A 15,332-nucleotide genomic window follows, 5' to 3' on the forward strand; every position below is an offset into this window, starting at 1 on the left:
TGATTCCCCTGGCAATGCTTCGCCCGGCGCGGCCGGCTGGCCGGCTGGCCGGCCTTGCTCAGCCCTGGAGCACGTAGCGCAGGGTCTCGACCACCTGGCCGGTGGTCTTGCACCAGCCCTGCGCATCGGCGTCCACTTCCTTGAGCGGGTGGACGATGTCCTCGTCGTGCAGGGTCACATAGAGCTTGCCCAGCGCCGAGCAGTACCCGGCATCGAACGCGGCGTTCCACTGCTTGTATTTGTCGCCGAAACGCACCACGACGAAGTCCGCCTTCTCGATCAGGGTGCGGGTCCGGATGGCGTTGATCTTGGCGGACTGGTGGTCCCGCCAGAACCCGGTGGCGGTCTCGCCCAAATGGTCGCCCGCGGCATCGCTGGCCGGGTGGTCGGTCACCGGCGCGGTGAAAACGATGTCCAGTCCGGCCGCTTCAGCGCCTCGCCGAATCTCGTCGCGCCAGCCGGTGTGGATCTCGCCGGAGAGATAGACGTTGAAACTCATGGTTCAAGGCTGCTTGATGGATAACAGGCAGGTCCCGGAAGAATCTCCGGGTCGAACCACCATCCTATTGAAGTCGTGCACGGAAATCAGCGATGGCGGGGCGGCATCGAAGGCCGCCACCCGTTGCCTGGACGGGCAGGGCAGCACTGCTCCTCGCCGCGCAGCCGCGCCGGCACTAGGCTAGGTGGCAGGGGCTGGCCTGCCAGCCATCCCGACCCGGCAGGAGGAAGAGAACGAATGGAACTGCATCCGGCACTGGCCGCCGTGGCAGGCCTTCTGGGCACCTGGCGCGGCGAAGGGCATGGGGAATATCCCACGATCAGCAGCTTCGACTACACCGAGGAAGTGGCCTTTTCCCACGCAGGCAAGCCCTTCCTGCAGTACCTGCAGCGCACCTGGTCGCCCGCTGGCGTGCCCATGCACACCGAAACCGGGTTCCTGAGGGTCATCGAGGGACAGCGCGTGGAGTTCATCCTGGCCCAGCCTACGGGGCAGACGGAGCTGGCCGAAGGACAGCTGGAAGCCGCCACCGAAGGGTTGCGCTTCCGGCTCGCAGCGCGGATCGCGAACTCGGCGAGCGCCAAGCAGGTCGATGCCACCGAACGCGACCTGGTACTGGCCGGCGACGTGCTGACGACGCGTTTCGCGATGGCCGCTGTAGGCCAGCCGATGACGCACCACCTGGCCTCCGAACTGCGCCGGCAACCCGACGGCCGATAGGAGCGCGACGTCCGGCTTCGGAATGGCCGGCCGGGCGGAATGCGGGCGGACGTTGATCGGGATTTCCTCAGCGTTCCGGCACAGGCCAACCTTTCGTTCGGACCTCTTGCCCTGGGCATATGGTCTCGTTCCGGCGGCTCGTCACCTTCGGTAGATATCGCGCCAATTTCCGCCACGACGACCATCCCGACGACCATGACGAGGAGTTCGCTTTCGTGGATCTCGCAGAGGATTCGCCAGTTTTCCTTCCGAACGCGCCAGGCGTCCCGGCCAGTGAGCTTCTTCGATGCTGGCGGTCGACGCTCGTCAGCGAACAGGGAGAGCACGACGATGACCCGCTCCTGACCGTTACGCAGGAGCTTGCGGATCTGGCGTCGCGCGTCGGAAGCGTTGCGATCAGTGCAGGTCACAAGCCGGGCGCGCCGGATGGCGGGCAGTGCCGTCTCGTCGCCAATCAGCAGCGTCCAGTCGTGGAGGTGGTCAGGCGTGGAGCCGACGCCTTGGTCAAGAAACCCGACGCGGTCCCCCGGGGTCGCATCGAGCGCAAATCGCGAGGCCGGCCCGATGTTCCCGTCCCGGTCCCCGTGGATGACGAAGTCGATGTCGACTTCGCCGGCTTCAGGCCGCGCGTTGCGGATCGTATAGGCGCGCACCCACGGGCGTCTCGACTTCGGCGTTGCGAGGTACTGCAGGTACCAGCCGATCTCGGACGTGCGGCTCGGCAACGCGAGCACGTCTTGCCCTTCGCGGGTGAAGAACAGACGGCACCAGTGGTCGGCACCGCGCCTCGCAAGCCCGTCGAGTCCAGCAAATGTCAGCCGGACGTAGCTCGGGCTAAGTCGTACGGACCGCACGACTTCGGCCATCATGAATGCACGTTCGGTCGGAGTGTTCTTTTTCAGCCCATTCGGTAATGGATATCCTAACTTCGGGCCGCGCGCGACAACACTTCCGAAAAACGTGAAGGCCGGCCCTGGGCCTGCCTGAATAGGCGGAACCGGTCTTAGCGTTTCTGCTATTCTCGGCCGATAGCAGGATCCCGCACAGGACAAGCTCTGGCGAGATTGGCATTAAAGACGAACACTCCCCCTTCCCGCCGTTCAGGGCGGAAGGAGGAGTGCTGACTTCATGTGATTCTAGACGTTGAAGCGGAACTCCACGACGTCGCCGTCTTTCATGATGTAGTCCTTGCCTTCGATGCGCGCCTTGCCGGCGGACTTGGCGTTGGCCACCGAACCGGCTTCCACCAGATCGTCGAAGCCGATGACTTCGGCCTTGATGAAGCCGCGCTGGAAGTCGGTGTGGATGACGCCTGCAGCCTCGGGTGCGGTAGCGCCCTTGCGGACGGTCCAGGCGCGCGATTCCTTCGGGCCTGCGGTCAAGTAGGTCTGCAGTCCCAGGGTGTCGAAGCCGACGCGGGCCAGCTTGTCCAGGCCGGATTCCTCGATACCGGCATCCTCCAGCATCTCGGCGGCCTCGTCTTCTTCCAGCTCGGCCAGCTCGGCCTCAAACTGGGCGTCCAGGAAGATCGCCTCGGCAGGGGCCACCAGCTCGGAGAGCTTGGCCTGCATGTCCTTGTCGGCCAGGCCGGCCTCGTCGGTGTTGAAGACGTAGATGAATGGCTTGGTGGTCATCAGCTGCATCGGTGCCAGCTCGTCCATGTCGATGCCGGCGGCCTTGCCGGCGGCAAACAGGGTCTTGCCGTCCTCGAGCACCTTCTGGGCTGCGAGCAGATTGTCCATGAAGGACTTCTCGATCTTCTTGCTGCGCAGTTCCTTCTCCAGACGCGGCAGCTGGTTCTCGATGGTCTGCAGGTCGGCGAGGATCAGCTCGGTGGCGATGGTCTCGATGTCCGACTCCGGATCGACCTTGCCGTTCACGTGGATCACGTCATCGTTCACGAACGCGCGGGTCACCTGGCAGATCGCGTCGGCTTCGCGGATATTCGCGAGGAACTTGTTGCCCAGGCCTTCGCCCTCCGAGGCGCCCTTGACGATGCCGGCGATGTCCACGAAGGACACGGTAGCCGGCAGGATGCGCTCCGAGTTGAAGATTCCGGCGAGCACCTTCAGGCGCTCGTCGGGCAACGGCACGACACCGACATTGGGTTCAATGGTTGCGAACGGGTAGTTGGCTGCCAGCACCTGGGCACGGGTCAGCGCGTTGAACATGGTGGACTTGCCGACGTTGGGCAGTCCGACGATTCCGATAGTAAGAGCCACGGGAGAAAATTCTACCTTTTACTAGTGATGAGCGCGCAATGGTGTACTGGCGCTTGAATTCTTAGGGTGAAATCAGGCCTGCGGGCGAGCGTGGCCGCCCAGGGCGCGATCCTCGTCCCCGGCTTCCTTGAGCTTGCCGCGGATTTCCTTGGGCAGCGAGAAGATGATGTCTTCCTGCGCGGTGGTGACCTCAGAAACGTCGGTGAAGCCGTACTCAGCCAGCAGCGCCACGACCTCGCGGACCAGCACCTCGGGCACCGAGGCGCCGGAGGTCACGCCGACGGTGGAGACGCCCTCGAACCAGGCTTCGTCCACCTCATTGGCGAAGTCCACCCGGTAGGCGGCCTTGGCGCCGTGGTCCAGCGCCACCTCGACCAGGCGCACCGAGTTCGAGGAGTTCGCCGACCCGACCACGATCACCAGATCCGACTGCGGCGCAATGTTCTTGATCGCTGCCTGGCGGTTGGTGGTGGCGTAGCAGATGTCATCGCTGGGCGGATCCTGCAGGTTCGGGAAGCGCTCGCGCAATCGGCGCACGGTTTCCATGGTCTCGTCCACGCTCAGCGTGGTCTGCGAGAGCCAGATCAGCTTGTCCGGGTTCTTCACCTGGACGGTGTCGGCTTCCTCGGGGTTGTTCACGATGGTGGTGACTTCCGGAGCCTCGCCGTAGGTGCCTTCGACCTCTTCATGGCCTTCGTGGCCGATGAGCAGGATCTCGTAGTCGTTCTTGGCAAAGCGCACGGCCTCGCGGTGCACCTTGGTGACCAGCGGGCAGGTGGCGTCAATGGTCTGCAGGTTGCGGTCCGCGGCGGACTGCACCACTGCCGGGGAAACGCCGTGGGCGGAGAAGACCACCAGTGCGCCTTCGGGCACTTCCTCGTTCTCCTCGACGAAGATTGCGCCGCGGGATTCCAGCTCGGAAACGACGTGCAGGTTGTGCACGATCTGCTTGCGCACGTACACCGGCGGACCGTAGTGCTCCAACGCCTTTTCAACGGCAACCACTGCCCGGTCCACGCCTGCACAGTAGCCGCGAGGAGCGGCCAGCAGGACCTTGCGCTCGGTGACCGTCGGAGAGGCGGCTGCAATTTCGGCCGGGGTGCGGCGCACCCGCGGGATCCGAGGCATTGACAGCGAAACCGTTGTGGAAGTGGAAGTAGCCATGCCTCCATTCTACGAAGTGCATGCAAGTTAGCCCATGCTCATATGATGCGCGCCACCCTCCCGCGACTGTGAGATCTGCCTCCGCAGCGTGCCTGCCGGTTCAGCACGGCAGGGAACTGGGCAGCAGCACCGGGGTGCGCACCACGGCTCCGGTGCCATCGGACCCGCGGTAGGCCCGGCAAACGCCCACGGAACGGGCGCCGAGGTTCGCCTTGATCTGGCGCAGCGCATCGGGCGAGAAGCCGTACCACTGCATGTGCATCAGCACGGTATCCCCGGGTAGCGCTGCCGAAGCCCGGGACACCGTGATCGACTTTGATTTCACGTCCCAGTCCCGGGTGTCCCGCGACCAGGTCCAGATAGCCATGCCGCGGCTGTCGTAGCCGCAGCGCACCGAACCGTCGATGGCCCCGTAGGGCGGGCGCCCAAAGTTAGCGTGCACCCCTGAACCGCCCAGCTGCGCGCCGGCTTGCTGGCAGGACAGCGGACGCAGGTCCGGGTGGCTGACCGAATGGTTGATCACCCATTGGCCTTTGGCCCGGGCCAGGGCGGCCAAATCCACACCATAGCGCGATTTGAACGATCCGAGGCAATCGCCGGTGGGAGCTATCACCAGGCCGATATTGCTGCTGGCTGCGTAGTCCACCACCGAGGTGAAGGAGCTGAGCGTTCGCGGGCAGTCATCGAAGGTGAGCACTACCCTGGATGTCCGGTTTGGCCCGGTGGACTGCGGTGCCGACGGCGGCTTCGGATAACTGGTCACGTAGCTGCCGCTGACCCAGCCGGTGTACCCTGCATAACTGACTTTGTACCACCCGTTGGAAGCGCGGGCGTAGGCAGGCACCGATTTGCCTTTCGGGATGCTCAGCAGGATCCGGTAGCTGGTGGATGGTCCGGTGCGCAGGTTCAAGTCATCGAGCGTGCGCACCGTTGAAGCGACCACGTAGTAGTCGCTCACGTAGCCGGTGTACCCGTTGTAGCTGACCTTGTACCAGCCGTTGGACGCACGCCCCGAGACCGGGACCGAGGTCCCTTTGGGTATCTGCGCCAGGATCCGGTACGCGGTCGAAGCACCGGTGCGCAGATTCAGGTTCGCCGTCGTGCGCACCCGCACCGGCCAATCGATGGATAGGGCGCCGGCAAGCGACACCGTTGCGGCGGGAACCGCCGCAACTACCGGTGCGGGCACCGAGGCCGCGGCGGGCAACGGAATGGAACCGGTAAGCAAGCTGAATGCTGCCACCCAAATCCACCCCGAACGTCCAATAGTCCTATTCCCCAATGCCCCAAGCATGGCCATGAATCCTTCTCGAAATCTTCCCCGATGCTCAATAGTGTCCACCCGCACGGTGCCCCTCGCAATGCCCGGAGTCGGGCTTGTCCGAATCGTTGAAAAACCCCATTTCCCCCGGCCCGGCAAGGCCCAGCAGTGTTGAAAATCTCCCATAGCGAAACCTGCTCTACACCGGTTGCCACCCGGCCCGGCTACCGGCAATCCGGCCAGCCGTCGGTGCCATGCGGTAATCTCACAGATGCACCAGAGATTCGATTTTCCAAGGAGCGGCCCCTATGGATCACCAAGCCCCCGCCAGTTTGCCGGCCACCGCTGGTCAAACTACGGCGGACAATCCTTGGCCGTTGCGCCTGCTCTCGGAGAAGCTGAAAATCCACATTGAGAACTCGCCGGTGGTTTGGGTCGAGGGCCAGCTGCTGGAAGCCAATGTGCGCAATGGGCACGCGTACATCACGCTGCGCGATGTCGATGCGGACTTCTCCTTCTCGGTGACCATTTGGGCCTCGACAATGCGCCGGCTGGAATCCACCCCGCAGGTTGGATCGCGCGTGGTAGCCCAGGTCAAACCGAGCTTCTACGCCAAAACCGGCCGGCTTTCCTTGAATGCCACGGATCTGCGCCCGGTTGGTTTGGGCGAGCTGCTGGTGCGCCTGGAACGCCTGCGGCAAGCCTTGGGGGCAGAAGGCCTCTTCTCCCCTGAGCACAAGCGCCCGTTGCCTGTGCTTCCCAACCGCATTGGCCTGATAACCGGACGGGATTCGGATGCGGAGAAGGACGTGCTGCGCAATGCCACTCTGCGCTGGCCATCGGTGCAGTTCAAGGTCATCAATACCGCAGTGCAGGGCGTGGATGCCGCCAACCAGGTCATCGCCGCGTTGCAGCAGCTGGATGCGGACCCGGAGATCGATGTCATCGTGATCGCCCGCGGCGGCGGCGCGTTGGAAGACCTGTTGCCCTTCTCCAATGAGGATCTGGTACGTGCTGTCTTCTCCGCTGCCACACCGGTCGTCTCGGCCATCGGGCACGAAGCGGACCGCCCGATCCTGGATGACGTGGCTGATCTTCGCGCCTCGACCCCTACTGATGCGGCCAAGCGGATTGTCCCTGATTTGCATGAGGAGTTCGCCGGCTTGGATATGGCCCGCAGCCGCCTGGACCGTTCCATCAACAACCTGCTGCAACGCGAGGCCCAGATGCTGGCATCGGTACGCGAACGCCCCGTTCTGGCCAACCCCCAGGTGATGGTCTCCTCCCGCGCCGAAGATCTGGAGCGCTGGAAACAGCGTTCCACGGATCTGCTGCGCCATCGCGTGATGCGCGCCAGCGACGAGATCAACCACCTGAAGAACCAGATGCGTGCGCTCTCCCCGCAGCAAACCCTGGACCGAGGCTATTCGGTCACCCAGCTGGAAGACGGGAGCATCGTACGCGAAGCCACCCAGGCACCAGCGGACAGCAAGCTGTTCATCCGGGTGGCATCAGGACAACTGGTCGCGAAAACCCTTGAATCCGTCCCCGCCGGCGAGCACGCAAACTAGCTGCCCCACATACCAAACTGGAGTAATCATGACTGCACAGATCCCTGAAGACATTGCCAAGCTTTCCTACGAGCAGGCTCGCGAAGAACTGCTGACAGTGGTCAACCAGCTGGAAACCGGCGGCGTGGCGTTGGAAGCCTCGTTGGCGTTGTGGGAGCGCGGCGAAGCCTTGGCCGCCCACTGCGAGAACTGGCTCAACGGCGTATCGCAGCGCCTGGAGCAGGCCCGTGCCAACCACGAGCAGGCAGCCGGCGAGTAGCGTCGCATTGCTGCGGATTACTTCGCCGCTTCAAGCCGGGCCTGTTCGCGCTTCACATCGAAGGTGGCAGCAGGCCAGTCCGGAGCCACGCGCTCCAAGGCCGCCAGCAGCAGCTCGGCGACGCACAAGCGGGCCTTCCACTTCTGGTCAGCGGGAACGATATGCCATGGTGCATTCTGGTTATCGGTGCGGTTGATCGCCACCTCGTATGCTGCCTGGAAATCATCCCACAGGAGCCGGTCATCGACATCGCCAGGCGAATACTTCCAATGCTTGTCGGCACGCTCCAAGCGCTCCGCGAGCCGCTCGTATTGTTCCTCGCGGCTGATGTGCAGCATCACCTTGATCGGAAGGATTTCCTGCTCAAGCAACTGCTTCTCGAAGTCGACGATTTTCCCGTAACGTGATTCGATCACATCCGGGCTTGCGTAACCCTTCACCTTGGCGACCAGCACGTCTTCATAGTGGGAACGGTCAAAGACTCCTACCAGTCCCCCGGCAGGCAATTGCTTGGTGATGCGCCACAGGAAATCATGCGCCGCTTCTTCTTCGGTAGGCGCCTTGAAGGCATGATGCTCGACGCCCTGCGGATCCAGCATGCCCAGGACATGGCGGACAATCCCGCCCTTGCCCGAAGTATCCATTCCTTGCAGCATGAGCAGCACTGCAGGCGCTGTCCCGCCAGATACCGAGGCGGCAAACAACCGTTCCTGCAATTCCGAGAGCAGCGGTGCCAGCTCGTCCATGCGTTTCTCTGCAGCTTTCTTGTCCTGCGGGGCATCCGCCGGCCACCACTGAGCATCCTTGGTCGCACGCTGAGAAAGCTTCAGGCCAGGTTCTGCACGCAAAGCTTCGATCAGGTTTGCAGGGTAAGCGCTCATCAATGACTCCTCAGGCATGTGTGGAAGTACTGCTCTTCGTTGTAGTCAGCCTACTGTCGCTGGTGGCATGGTGAGAAGAGGGCATGGCCAACGCTCCCCCCCTGCCGCAGTTGCCTCCACGAAGCACCCCGGACCTCCCGGGACCTTGCTCTCCTGGCGCTCCCTTTAATTACAACAGGCCCAGAATCACGTCAGCGATTCTGGGCCTGTTCGGTTCTAGTCAAGTTAGGCGCGAGTACGCCAGTCCTCCAGGAACTGTCCGATGCGTCCCACCGCATCAGTCAGGTCGCGCACGTTCGGCAAAGTGACCAAGCGGAAGTGATCAGGACGGACCCAATTGAAGGCGGTGCCCTGGGAAATCAGGATCTTCTGCGCCTTAAGCAGTTCAAGGGCAAAAGTCTCGTCATTGTGGATCGGGTATACCTCTGGATCCAGCTTTGGGAACATGTAGAGCGCACCCTTGGCCTTCTGCACGCTCACTCCTGGAATTGCGGTCAGTAAGTTGTAGGCCGCGTCGCGCTGTTCGAGCAGGCGTCCGCCAGGCAGGATCAAGTCGTTGATCGACTGGTAGCCGCCCAAGGCGGTTTGGATTGCGTGCTGCGCCGGCACGTTGGCGCAAAGTCGCATGTTGGTCAGCAGATTGATGCCTTCGATGTAATCCCCGGCTTGGTGCTTGGGCCCGGAGATCGCCATCCAGCCCGCACGGAAGCCGCACACGCGGTAGGCCTTGGACAGGCCGGAGAAGGTCAGGATCAGCACGTCATCTGCCAACGAAGCGGTATTGATGTGCACTGCGTCGTCGTAGAGGATCTTTTCGTAGATCTCGTCAGAGAACACGATCAGCCCATGCTTGCGCGCCAGTTCGAGGATGCCCTCCAGGGTTTCCTTCGGGTACACCGCACCGGTGGGGTTATTCGGGTTGATGATCACAATGCCCTTGGTGCGATCGGTGATCTTCGCTTCCATATCTTCAAGATCTGGAAGCCACCCTTCTTCTTCGGTATTCAGGTAGTGCACCGGGGTGCCACCAGCCAGCGAAACCGATGCGGTCCACAGCGGGTAGTCGGGGGCTGGAATCAGGATCTCGTCGCCGTTGTTCAGCAGCGCGTTCAGCGAGAGGGTGATCAGCTCGGAGACGCCGTTGCCCAGGTAGATGTCGTCAACGCCGATGGTCTGGATGCCACGGGTCTGGTAGTACTGGGAGACGGCGGTGCGTGCCGAGAGAATACCCCGGGAATCCGAGTAGCCCTGGGCATTAGGCAGGTTGCGAATCATGTCAACGAGCACCGCATCAGGCGCCTCGAAGCCGAATGGCGCGGGATTGCCGATGTTCAGCTTCAGGATCCGGTGTCCTTCGGACTCCATGCGCGTGGCATGCTCCAACAGCGGGCCACGGATATCGTAGAGGACATTGTGCAGTTTCGTTGATTGCTTGAATTCTGCCATAATTACACTTTCTCACGTCAGGTGCGATCCACACACCTTATTACTCGACCGCTATGGTCAGCGGCCGAAATCTTGGGAGCGCTGGCTAGGGCCTACTCTTCAATGATCCATTCCCAACGGGCGGCCGCTTGTTCCGGGCTCAGGCCGTCTTCTTGGCTGACCATCCGATTCAGGTCAACGAGCGACTGTTGCGAGAATTCACCGGTGATGGTGTTCAACTGCGCCCGAGCTTTGTCATCCACGTCGTCATCGGCCAGCAGCATGTAATTCTCCGCGTTGAAGAAGCTTGCGCTTCCCGGAATGCTGTAGAAGCCCTCATCCGAGATGACTGCATTTCCGGCGCTCAGCACCACCGCGCTGTCCACCGAAGTGCGCAGCTTGCCTGCCAAGTTCGCGGTCTGTTCTTCTACGACTTTTGGCTTCTCGCAGCCCGCATCCTTCAATGCAGTTTTCAAGGATTCGGAGCTGGCTTCATCGCTGATGATCGTCAGATCAGCGCAGGCAGCAATCAGGGTTTCTACGGAATCGACCTTGTGCAGGGTTGCCTGAGCTTGGCTCATGACCAGGATCTTGCCGGCATCAGCAGGGCTGAGCTCCAAAGCAGTCACTTTACCCTCAGCGTCATTGATGGCACTGCGCAGGCTTTGGGATTCCTCGGCACTGAGCAGCTGGTCTTCGCCGGTGATAGCTGCCGGATCAGCAGCGAGGGACAGTGCTTTGGCCGCTTGGTCCAACGCCAGGTCGGCTTTTCCATCAACAACCTGCTGGTAGGGATTCGCCGCTGGCTCGTTCAGCGATGCCTTATAGCCTTCGGCTTTCAAGGCGTTGGCGTAGACATGGGCCAGGGCCTGGTCAGCCGGCTGGGTGCCGGCAGCAATCCGCAAGGTGATCTCCTTGCTCTGCTCTGTTGTTGGCGTTTCGTCTTCAGTGCACGCAGACAGGGTGAGCAGCAGTGCTGCGCTGAGCGTGCCGACGGTGATGGAATTTCGCAAGTTCATGTCCCTATTGATTCTAGGGCAGGTCACCTGCTATCCGTTGCTACTTGCCGGGTGCGGTCAGTCGCAAAATGCTCTCGACGCGTTCAATGCAGTTCAGCTTGGCAATCTCCTCGCGCGTGAACCAGGCCGCCTGGCTGGTCGAGCCGTTGACTTCATGGCGCAATTCGCCACCGGTCAGCCTGGCACGATAGGTGACGGCCACCGTTTGCATGGCGTGGCCTTCGCCCGAGTAGCGTTTCGAACCGGGAATAACTCCCGTGGTGACATCCAGGAGCTCCAATGCGTCTACGGCGTAGCCGGTCTCTTCATAGACCTCACGGCGGGCGCCTTCCTCGATAGGCTCCCCCAAGTCGATACCGCCACCTGGAAGGGACCAGCGCGGCGTGAAGCGCGGATCGCGATGACGCATATCCCAGAGCGTAAGCAGTACCTTTCCTTCGTGTTCCACCAAGCAATAGGCTGCCAGCCTGGTATCGAAGGATTCACCGGTGTGCTCAGAACGACGTGTCATATCCCCAATATATCCGTTTGTTCACCGATTATTTGTTCGTACGCGGACGGCATACTCCGATTTTTACCTCAAAGATCCCGCTGATGCCTTGCGAATATGATGAAATATTATTATGGCCCAGCAATCAGAGCTTTCATCAAACGTCGATCTGGACGAAATCGATCGAATCATCATCGACGAATTGGTCGCGAATGCGCGTATCTCCAACGCGACCCTCGCACAGCGTGCCGGCATCGCACCATCCACTGCGCTGCTGCGTACCCGTTCCCTGGTCGAACGCGGCATCCTCACCGGCTACCACGCCGAGGTGTCATTGGCAGCTGTCGGCCGTACCGTGCAGGCATTGATCTCGGTCAAGCTGCGGGCGCACGATCGCGAGAAAATCGATGCGTTCGTGGCACGCATTCCGCAGCTGCCTGAGGTCCTCTCCATGTTCCATGTATCCGGCGGCACCGACTACCTGCTGCATATCGCGGTTGGCTCCACCGATGCGCTGCGGGATTGGGTGCTTGATAACCTGGCGACCGATGAGTCGGTGGGCCATACCGAAACCACCTTGGTCTTCGCTCATCACCGCGGCAATCGCGGACCGCTGCCATTCGAGGACATGATCAGCTGACAGCAATTCATAGACGTGTGGCCCGGACCTTGGGAAAAGGGTCCGGGCCACACGTCGTTGAGCGTGGATGTCCTATGCGCGACGGCGCTGCATGACCGCATCGAGGTTCAGCCGAGGCTTGGAAGCTGCGGAAACTGCCGGCGCGGCTTCTGGCGCCGGAGCCACCGGAGCAACGGCTTCCTTGTCTGCCGGAGCGCTCTCGGAACGCTTGGCAGCAACCGATGGAACTGCTGCGCGCTCTTCAGCTGATACCTCGGCAGCCAGGCGCTTGGCGTCCTCCGATGCCTTCAGGCTGATCTGCTTGCTCGGGCGCAACTGCTGCTGGACTGGAAGCGCAGGCTTGTGGGTACGATGTGCACCCTGCTCAGCTGCTTTTTCCGCAGTTTTGGCAATCCGCTCAGTGGCTTCCACATAGGTAGGCTTCGGGACACGCGTTGGCTCCCATGTCTCTGGCTGCTTCACGCCGCCGTGGCCGTGCGCCACGCGCAGCGCTTCGGCACGCAGCTCTTCAGCGGTAATTGCTGGAGCACGGCGGGAAGAACCTGGTCGGGCGTCAAAGACCTCGTCCTTTTCATGCTTGCGCGAGACGACCTGATTGGCGGCGTCGTCGAAGGCCGGGGTCTGCAGCGCCTTCTGCCGGGTGGCTTCGAGGTACTCAAGCAGCTTGCGGTTGCGGTCGCGCACAGCCAGGCCGCGCAGGGTGGCGAAGGAAGCGACGGCAACCAGCGCGAACAAGCCGACGGCACCAAAGGTCAGGGCCGTGAACGGAGCCAGGATGAGACCGACAACGGTCGCGATGACTGCCAAGGCACCAACGAGTGCGACGGACAACCGGCCATAGCGCACACGAATCTTGAGTTTGGTCGCAGCACTTTCCTGCGGAGCGCTCTGTGACGTGTCAGCCATGTGGGTCCTCCATCACCGATTGATTCGGTCAAATCCTTGTGGAACCAAATATGGTTCCGTCAAATCAACACTATGCAACCTTGGGTGCGCGCTCACGCACATCCCTAGGCGTGTCCGCATGTTTTCGATCCGGTTTGCTCATATCAGAGCTTGATTGAACGAAATAGCACGGAATCCGGGTCAGTATTCGTAGATGCGTTCGAGCATCGGAGTTTTCAGCTCTTCGCGGGTCAACGCGAAGGTGCGGTGATCCCGCCACTGCCCGTCGATGTGCAGATAATCCTTGCGCAGGCCCTCATCGCGGAAACCGAGCTTGTCCACAACGCGAAGGCTGGCGGCATTCTCCGGACGAATATTGATTTCCATGCGGTGCAGCTGCAACTGCTCGAAGCAGTGGTCGATGACCAAGGCGCAGGCTTCCGGCATCAGGCCGAACCCGGCATGATTGCGGTCAATCCAATAACCGATGGACGCTGTGCGTGCGGCCCCGTATTGCACGGAAGACACGGAAACCTGCCCGATCAGTGGCGGGCGCCCCCTATGCAGCTGGGGAAGGGCCAGTGCCCAGGAGTATCCGCTTCCGTCAATTGCCGATTCGTCCCTCGCCCTGAGCATCTCCCGAAAGGTCATGGATTCCGGCGGGCCCAAGGGACTCGTGGGATCCCACGGCTTGAGCCATTTGGCATTGGCATAGCGCAGATTGATCCACTCGGCCTCATCCCGCGCAGTCAGCTGGCGCAGCAGCAGCCGTTCCGAGGCCAGATACGGAACCAGGTGCTTTGCCCGACGAGAGATGAACATGTGCACATCGTATTACTTCGTCATGCCCGCAGCCGGCAACGGCACCAGCGGGCAGCGATTCATTGCGTACGCGTAAGCTGTAGGCATGAACCTCACCGCTGACCAGCATCCTGGATCCGACAAGAAGGCCGCACGTGCCGCCGTCCGCAGTTGGCGCAGGGCGCTTGATCCGATCCAGCGCGAGCAGCTCGGCCAGGATCTGGCCCGCACGGTGATCGGCTACCTGAGCCAAAGCACCGGAGTCGTCCAGAAGGTCGCGGCCTACTGCTCCGGTCCAGATGAACCGCCAACCGAGGCGTTGTTGGATGCACTGGTCAATGAGGGCATTGACGTCTATCTGCCGGTGTGCGAACCGGATTATGCGCTGTCATGGGTCGAGTACACCCCCGGCATGGAATTCGCGCCGAGCGCTTTGGCCCCGGTGATGGAACCTGTGGGCGAACGGATCGGCACGGAACTCTTCGACGAGATCAATACATTGATCATGCCAGCCCTTTCCATCGACGAGGACGGATTGCGCCTGGGCCAGGGCGGTGGCTATTACGATCGCTTCCTGCCGTTGATCGAAGACGCCCCGGTACGGGTAGCTGCGGTGGTGTACGAGCATGAGTATGTTCCAACCGGTGCTTTCCGGATTGACGAACATGACCAGCCGGTGGACTTGGTGTTCACGCCACAGCAGGTGCATCAGATCATCTGATTTACCCACAGCTCGCGGGCGGCGGGCCACGGTTTCCAGTGCTGGCAGGTTGCATGGGGATATGAGCTACTTCTCCAGGACCCAAGCCGCGCCCCGTCCTCCGGTGATTCCCAAGCCGAAAATCAGGCCGGTCCGTAATCGCAATGAGCTGTTGCGCCGCTATCGAAAGCCATTGGCCATTGCCTGCGCGTTGCTCGCCTTGGCAGGCATGCTCAATGTATTTTCTTCCGGGCAATTGGCCCAACGCGAGGTCGTAGTGGCGCTCAGCGACATTCCCGCCGGTTCCCGGATATCCGCCAACCAGCTGCAGGTGCAAACTGTGCGGCTCGACCCGCATGATGCCGAGGTCTTTGAAGGCATTGAGGCCGTAGCAGGGCAACGCGCGGCCGTGGCACTGCGTGCAGGAACGGTGCTGCGCGACTATTCGCTGGTGGGACCGCATCTTTTGCACGGATCACCGGAAGGTACCGTCGCAGTTCCGCTGCGTCTGAGCGACCCGGCCACGGTGACGCTGCTGCATCCTGGGCAATTGGTGGATATTGTGTTGACCACCGGCGACGGTTTTGAGAAGGAAATCAGCTCGCAAACCATCGCCAAAGCGGTGCCGGTGCTCTGGGTTCCGGATAATGCCACTGATTCTGAATTCGGCATGCTCAGCAGCGCTGCCCCGACCGGCGAGGGGATTGTCGTGGTTGCGGCGGCCAACAGCCTCTCGGATGATCTGGCAGGGGCGGTATCGCGCGGCAAGGTTTCAGCCGTCTTGGTGAATTAGGC

The 15,332-nt window shown here is 61.8% G+C and carries 17 protein-coding genes and 1 pseudogene; 7 read left to right on the forward strand and 11 right to left on the reverse strand.

What is annotated here, in order from left to right:
* Positions 1 to 58 precede the first annotated feature (58 nt).
* The gene (locus ATK23_RS08045; protein WP_066140613.1) at positions 59 to 499 is read right to left on the reverse strand and encodes a YtoQ family protein; all 441 of its coding nucleotides are present in this window, start codon (positions 497 to 499) and stop codon (positions 59 to 61) included.
* A 16-nt stretch (positions 500 to 515) separates the two neighbouring features.
* On the opposite strand from ATK23_RS08045, the gene ATK23_RS16330 reads away from it, so the two are divergent.
* Positions 516 to 683: a hypothetical protein gene (locus tag ATK23_RS16330; protein WP_157066369.1), complete on the forward strand. Its 168-nt coding sequence runs from the start codon at positions 516 to 518 to the stop codon at positions 681 to 683.
* A gap of 53 nt (positions 684 to 736) precedes the next feature.
* On the forward strand, positions 737 to 1,219 hold the full coding sequence (locus tag ATK23_RS08050; protein WP_066140616.1) for a heme-binding beta-barrel domain-containing protein: 483 nt from the start codon (positions 737 to 739) through the stop codon (positions 1,217 to 1,219).
* A 515-nt stretch (positions 1,220 to 1,734) separates the two neighbouring features.
* Here the strand turns inward: ATK23_RS08050 and ATK23_RS16790 are convergent.
* The 4 genes and pseudogenes from ATK23_RS16790 to ATK23_RS08070 all read right to left on the reverse strand — a co-directional run.
* A pseudogene (locus tag ATK23_RS16790) lies at positions 1,735 to 2,088 on the reverse strand (siderophore-interacting protein); the annotation flags it as partial.
* Between the two features lie 267 nt (positions 2,089 to 2,355).
* Positions 2,356 to 3,441, reverse strand: a complete 1,086-nt coding sequence (ychF, locus tag ATK23_RS08060; RefSeq protein ID WP_066140622.1) for a redox-regulated ATPase YchF — start codon at positions 3,439 to 3,441, stop codon at positions 2,356 to 2,358.
* A gap of 72 nt (positions 3,442 to 3,513) precedes the next feature.
* Positions 3,514 to 4,605, reverse strand: a complete 1,092-nt coding sequence (locus ATK23_RS08065) for a 4-hydroxy-3-methylbut-2-enyl diphosphate reductase (RefSeq protein WP_038990665.1) — start codon at positions 4,603 to 4,605, stop codon at positions 3,514 to 3,516.
* A gap of 100 nt (positions 4,606 to 4,705) precedes the next feature.
* Entirely contained in the window at positions 4,706 to 5,848 is a 1,143-nt protein-coding gene (locus ATK23_RS08070) for an SH3 domain-containing protein (RefSeq protein WP_066140624.1), read from the reverse strand.
* A 326-nt stretch (positions 5,849 to 6,174) separates the two neighbouring features.
* Between ATK23_RS08070 and xseA the strand changes: the two genes are divergently transcribed.
* The gene (gene xseA, locus ATK23_RS08075; RefSeq protein ID WP_066140627.1) at positions 6,175 to 7,437 is read left to right on the forward strand and encodes an exodeoxyribonuclease VII large subunit; all 1,263 of its coding nucleotides are present in this window, start codon (positions 6,175 to 6,177) and stop codon (positions 7,435 to 7,437) included.
* A gap of 28 nt (positions 7,438 to 7,465) precedes the next feature.
* Positions 7,466 to 7,696, forward strand: coding sequence for an exodeoxyribonuclease VII small subunit (locus tag ATK23_RS08080; RefSeq protein ID WP_038990668.1), 231 nt, complete (start codon positions 7,466 to 7,468; stop codon positions 7,694 to 7,696).
* 17 nt (positions 7,697 to 7,713) lie between these two features.
* Here ATK23_RS08080 and ATK23_RS08085 read toward each other — a convergent pair whose 3' ends face one another.
* The 4 genes from ATK23_RS08085 to ATK23_RS08100 form a co-directional block, all read right to left on the reverse strand.
* Positions 7,714 to 8,577: a PPK2 family polyphosphate kinase gene (locus tag ATK23_RS08085; protein WP_038990669.1), complete on the reverse strand. Its 864-nt coding sequence runs from the start codon at positions 8,575 to 8,577 to the stop codon at positions 7,714 to 7,716.
* A gap of 225 nt (positions 8,578 to 8,802) precedes the next feature.
* A complete protein-coding gene (locus ATK23_RS08090; RefSeq protein ID WP_038990670.1) occupies positions 8,803 to 10,023 on the reverse strand; it encodes a pyridoxal phosphate-dependent aminotransferase in 1,221 nt (406 codons plus the stop codon).
* Positions 10,024 to 10,115: 92 nt separating this feature from the next.
* Positions 10,116 to 11,021, reverse strand: a complete 906-nt coding sequence (locus ATK23_RS08095; protein ID WP_066140630.1) for a glycine betaine ABC transporter substrate-binding protein — start codon at positions 11,019 to 11,021, stop codon at positions 10,116 to 10,118.
* A gap of 40 nt (positions 11,022 to 11,061) precedes the next feature.
* Positions 11,062 to 11,532, reverse strand: a complete 471-nt coding sequence (locus tag ATK23_RS08100; protein WP_038990672.1) for an NUDIX hydrolase — start codon at positions 11,530 to 11,532, stop codon at positions 11,062 to 11,064.
* 112 nt (positions 11,533 to 11,644) lie between these two features.
* Here ATK23_RS08100 and ATK23_RS08105 point away from each other — a divergent pair, with 112 nt between their 5' ends.
* Complete coding sequence (locus ATK23_RS08105; RefSeq protein WP_066140633.1) at positions 11,645 to 12,151, forward strand: Lrp/AsnC family transcriptional regulator; 507 nt, start codon at positions 11,645 to 11,647, stop codon at positions 12,149 to 12,151.
* Positions 12,152 to 12,223: 72 nt separating this feature from the next.
* Here the strand turns inward: ATK23_RS08105 and ATK23_RS08110 are convergent, their stop codons facing one another.
* Positions 12,224 to 13,057, reverse strand: a complete 834-nt coding sequence (locus ATK23_RS08110) for a hypothetical protein (protein ID WP_066140636.1) — start codon at positions 13,055 to 13,057, stop codon at positions 12,224 to 12,226.
* 180 nt (positions 13,058 to 13,237) lie between these two features.
* Positions 13,238 to 13,858 carry a GNAT family N-acetyltransferase gene (locus tag ATK23_RS08115; protein WP_066140639.1) on the reverse strand — a complete coding sequence of 207 codons (621 nt, stop codon included), beginning with the start codon at positions 13,856 to 13,858 and terminating at the stop codon, positions 13,238 to 13,240.
* Positions 13,859 to 13,943: 85 nt separating this feature from the next.
* Between ATK23_RS08115 and ATK23_RS08120 the strand changes: the two genes are divergently transcribed.
* Positions 13,944 to 14,558: a 5-formyltetrahydrofolate cyclo-ligase gene (locus tag ATK23_RS08120; RefSeq protein WP_066140641.1), complete on the forward strand. Its 615-nt coding sequence runs from the start codon at positions 13,944 to 13,946 to the stop codon at positions 14,556 to 14,558.
* A 61-nt stretch (positions 14,559 to 14,619) separates the two neighbouring features.
* Positions 14,620 to 15,330, forward strand: coding sequence for a Flp pilus assembly protein CpaB (cpaB, locus tag ATK23_RS08125; protein WP_167550500.1), 711 nt, complete (start codon positions 14,620 to 14,622; stop codon positions 15,328 to 15,330).
* Positions 15,331 to 15,332 lie beyond the last annotated feature (2 nt).

Source organism: Glutamicibacter nicotianae, from assembly GCF_002797775.1.
GTDB lineage: Bacteria > Actinomycetota > Actinomycetes > Actinomycetales > Micrococcaceae > Glutamicibacter > Glutamicibacter nicotianae.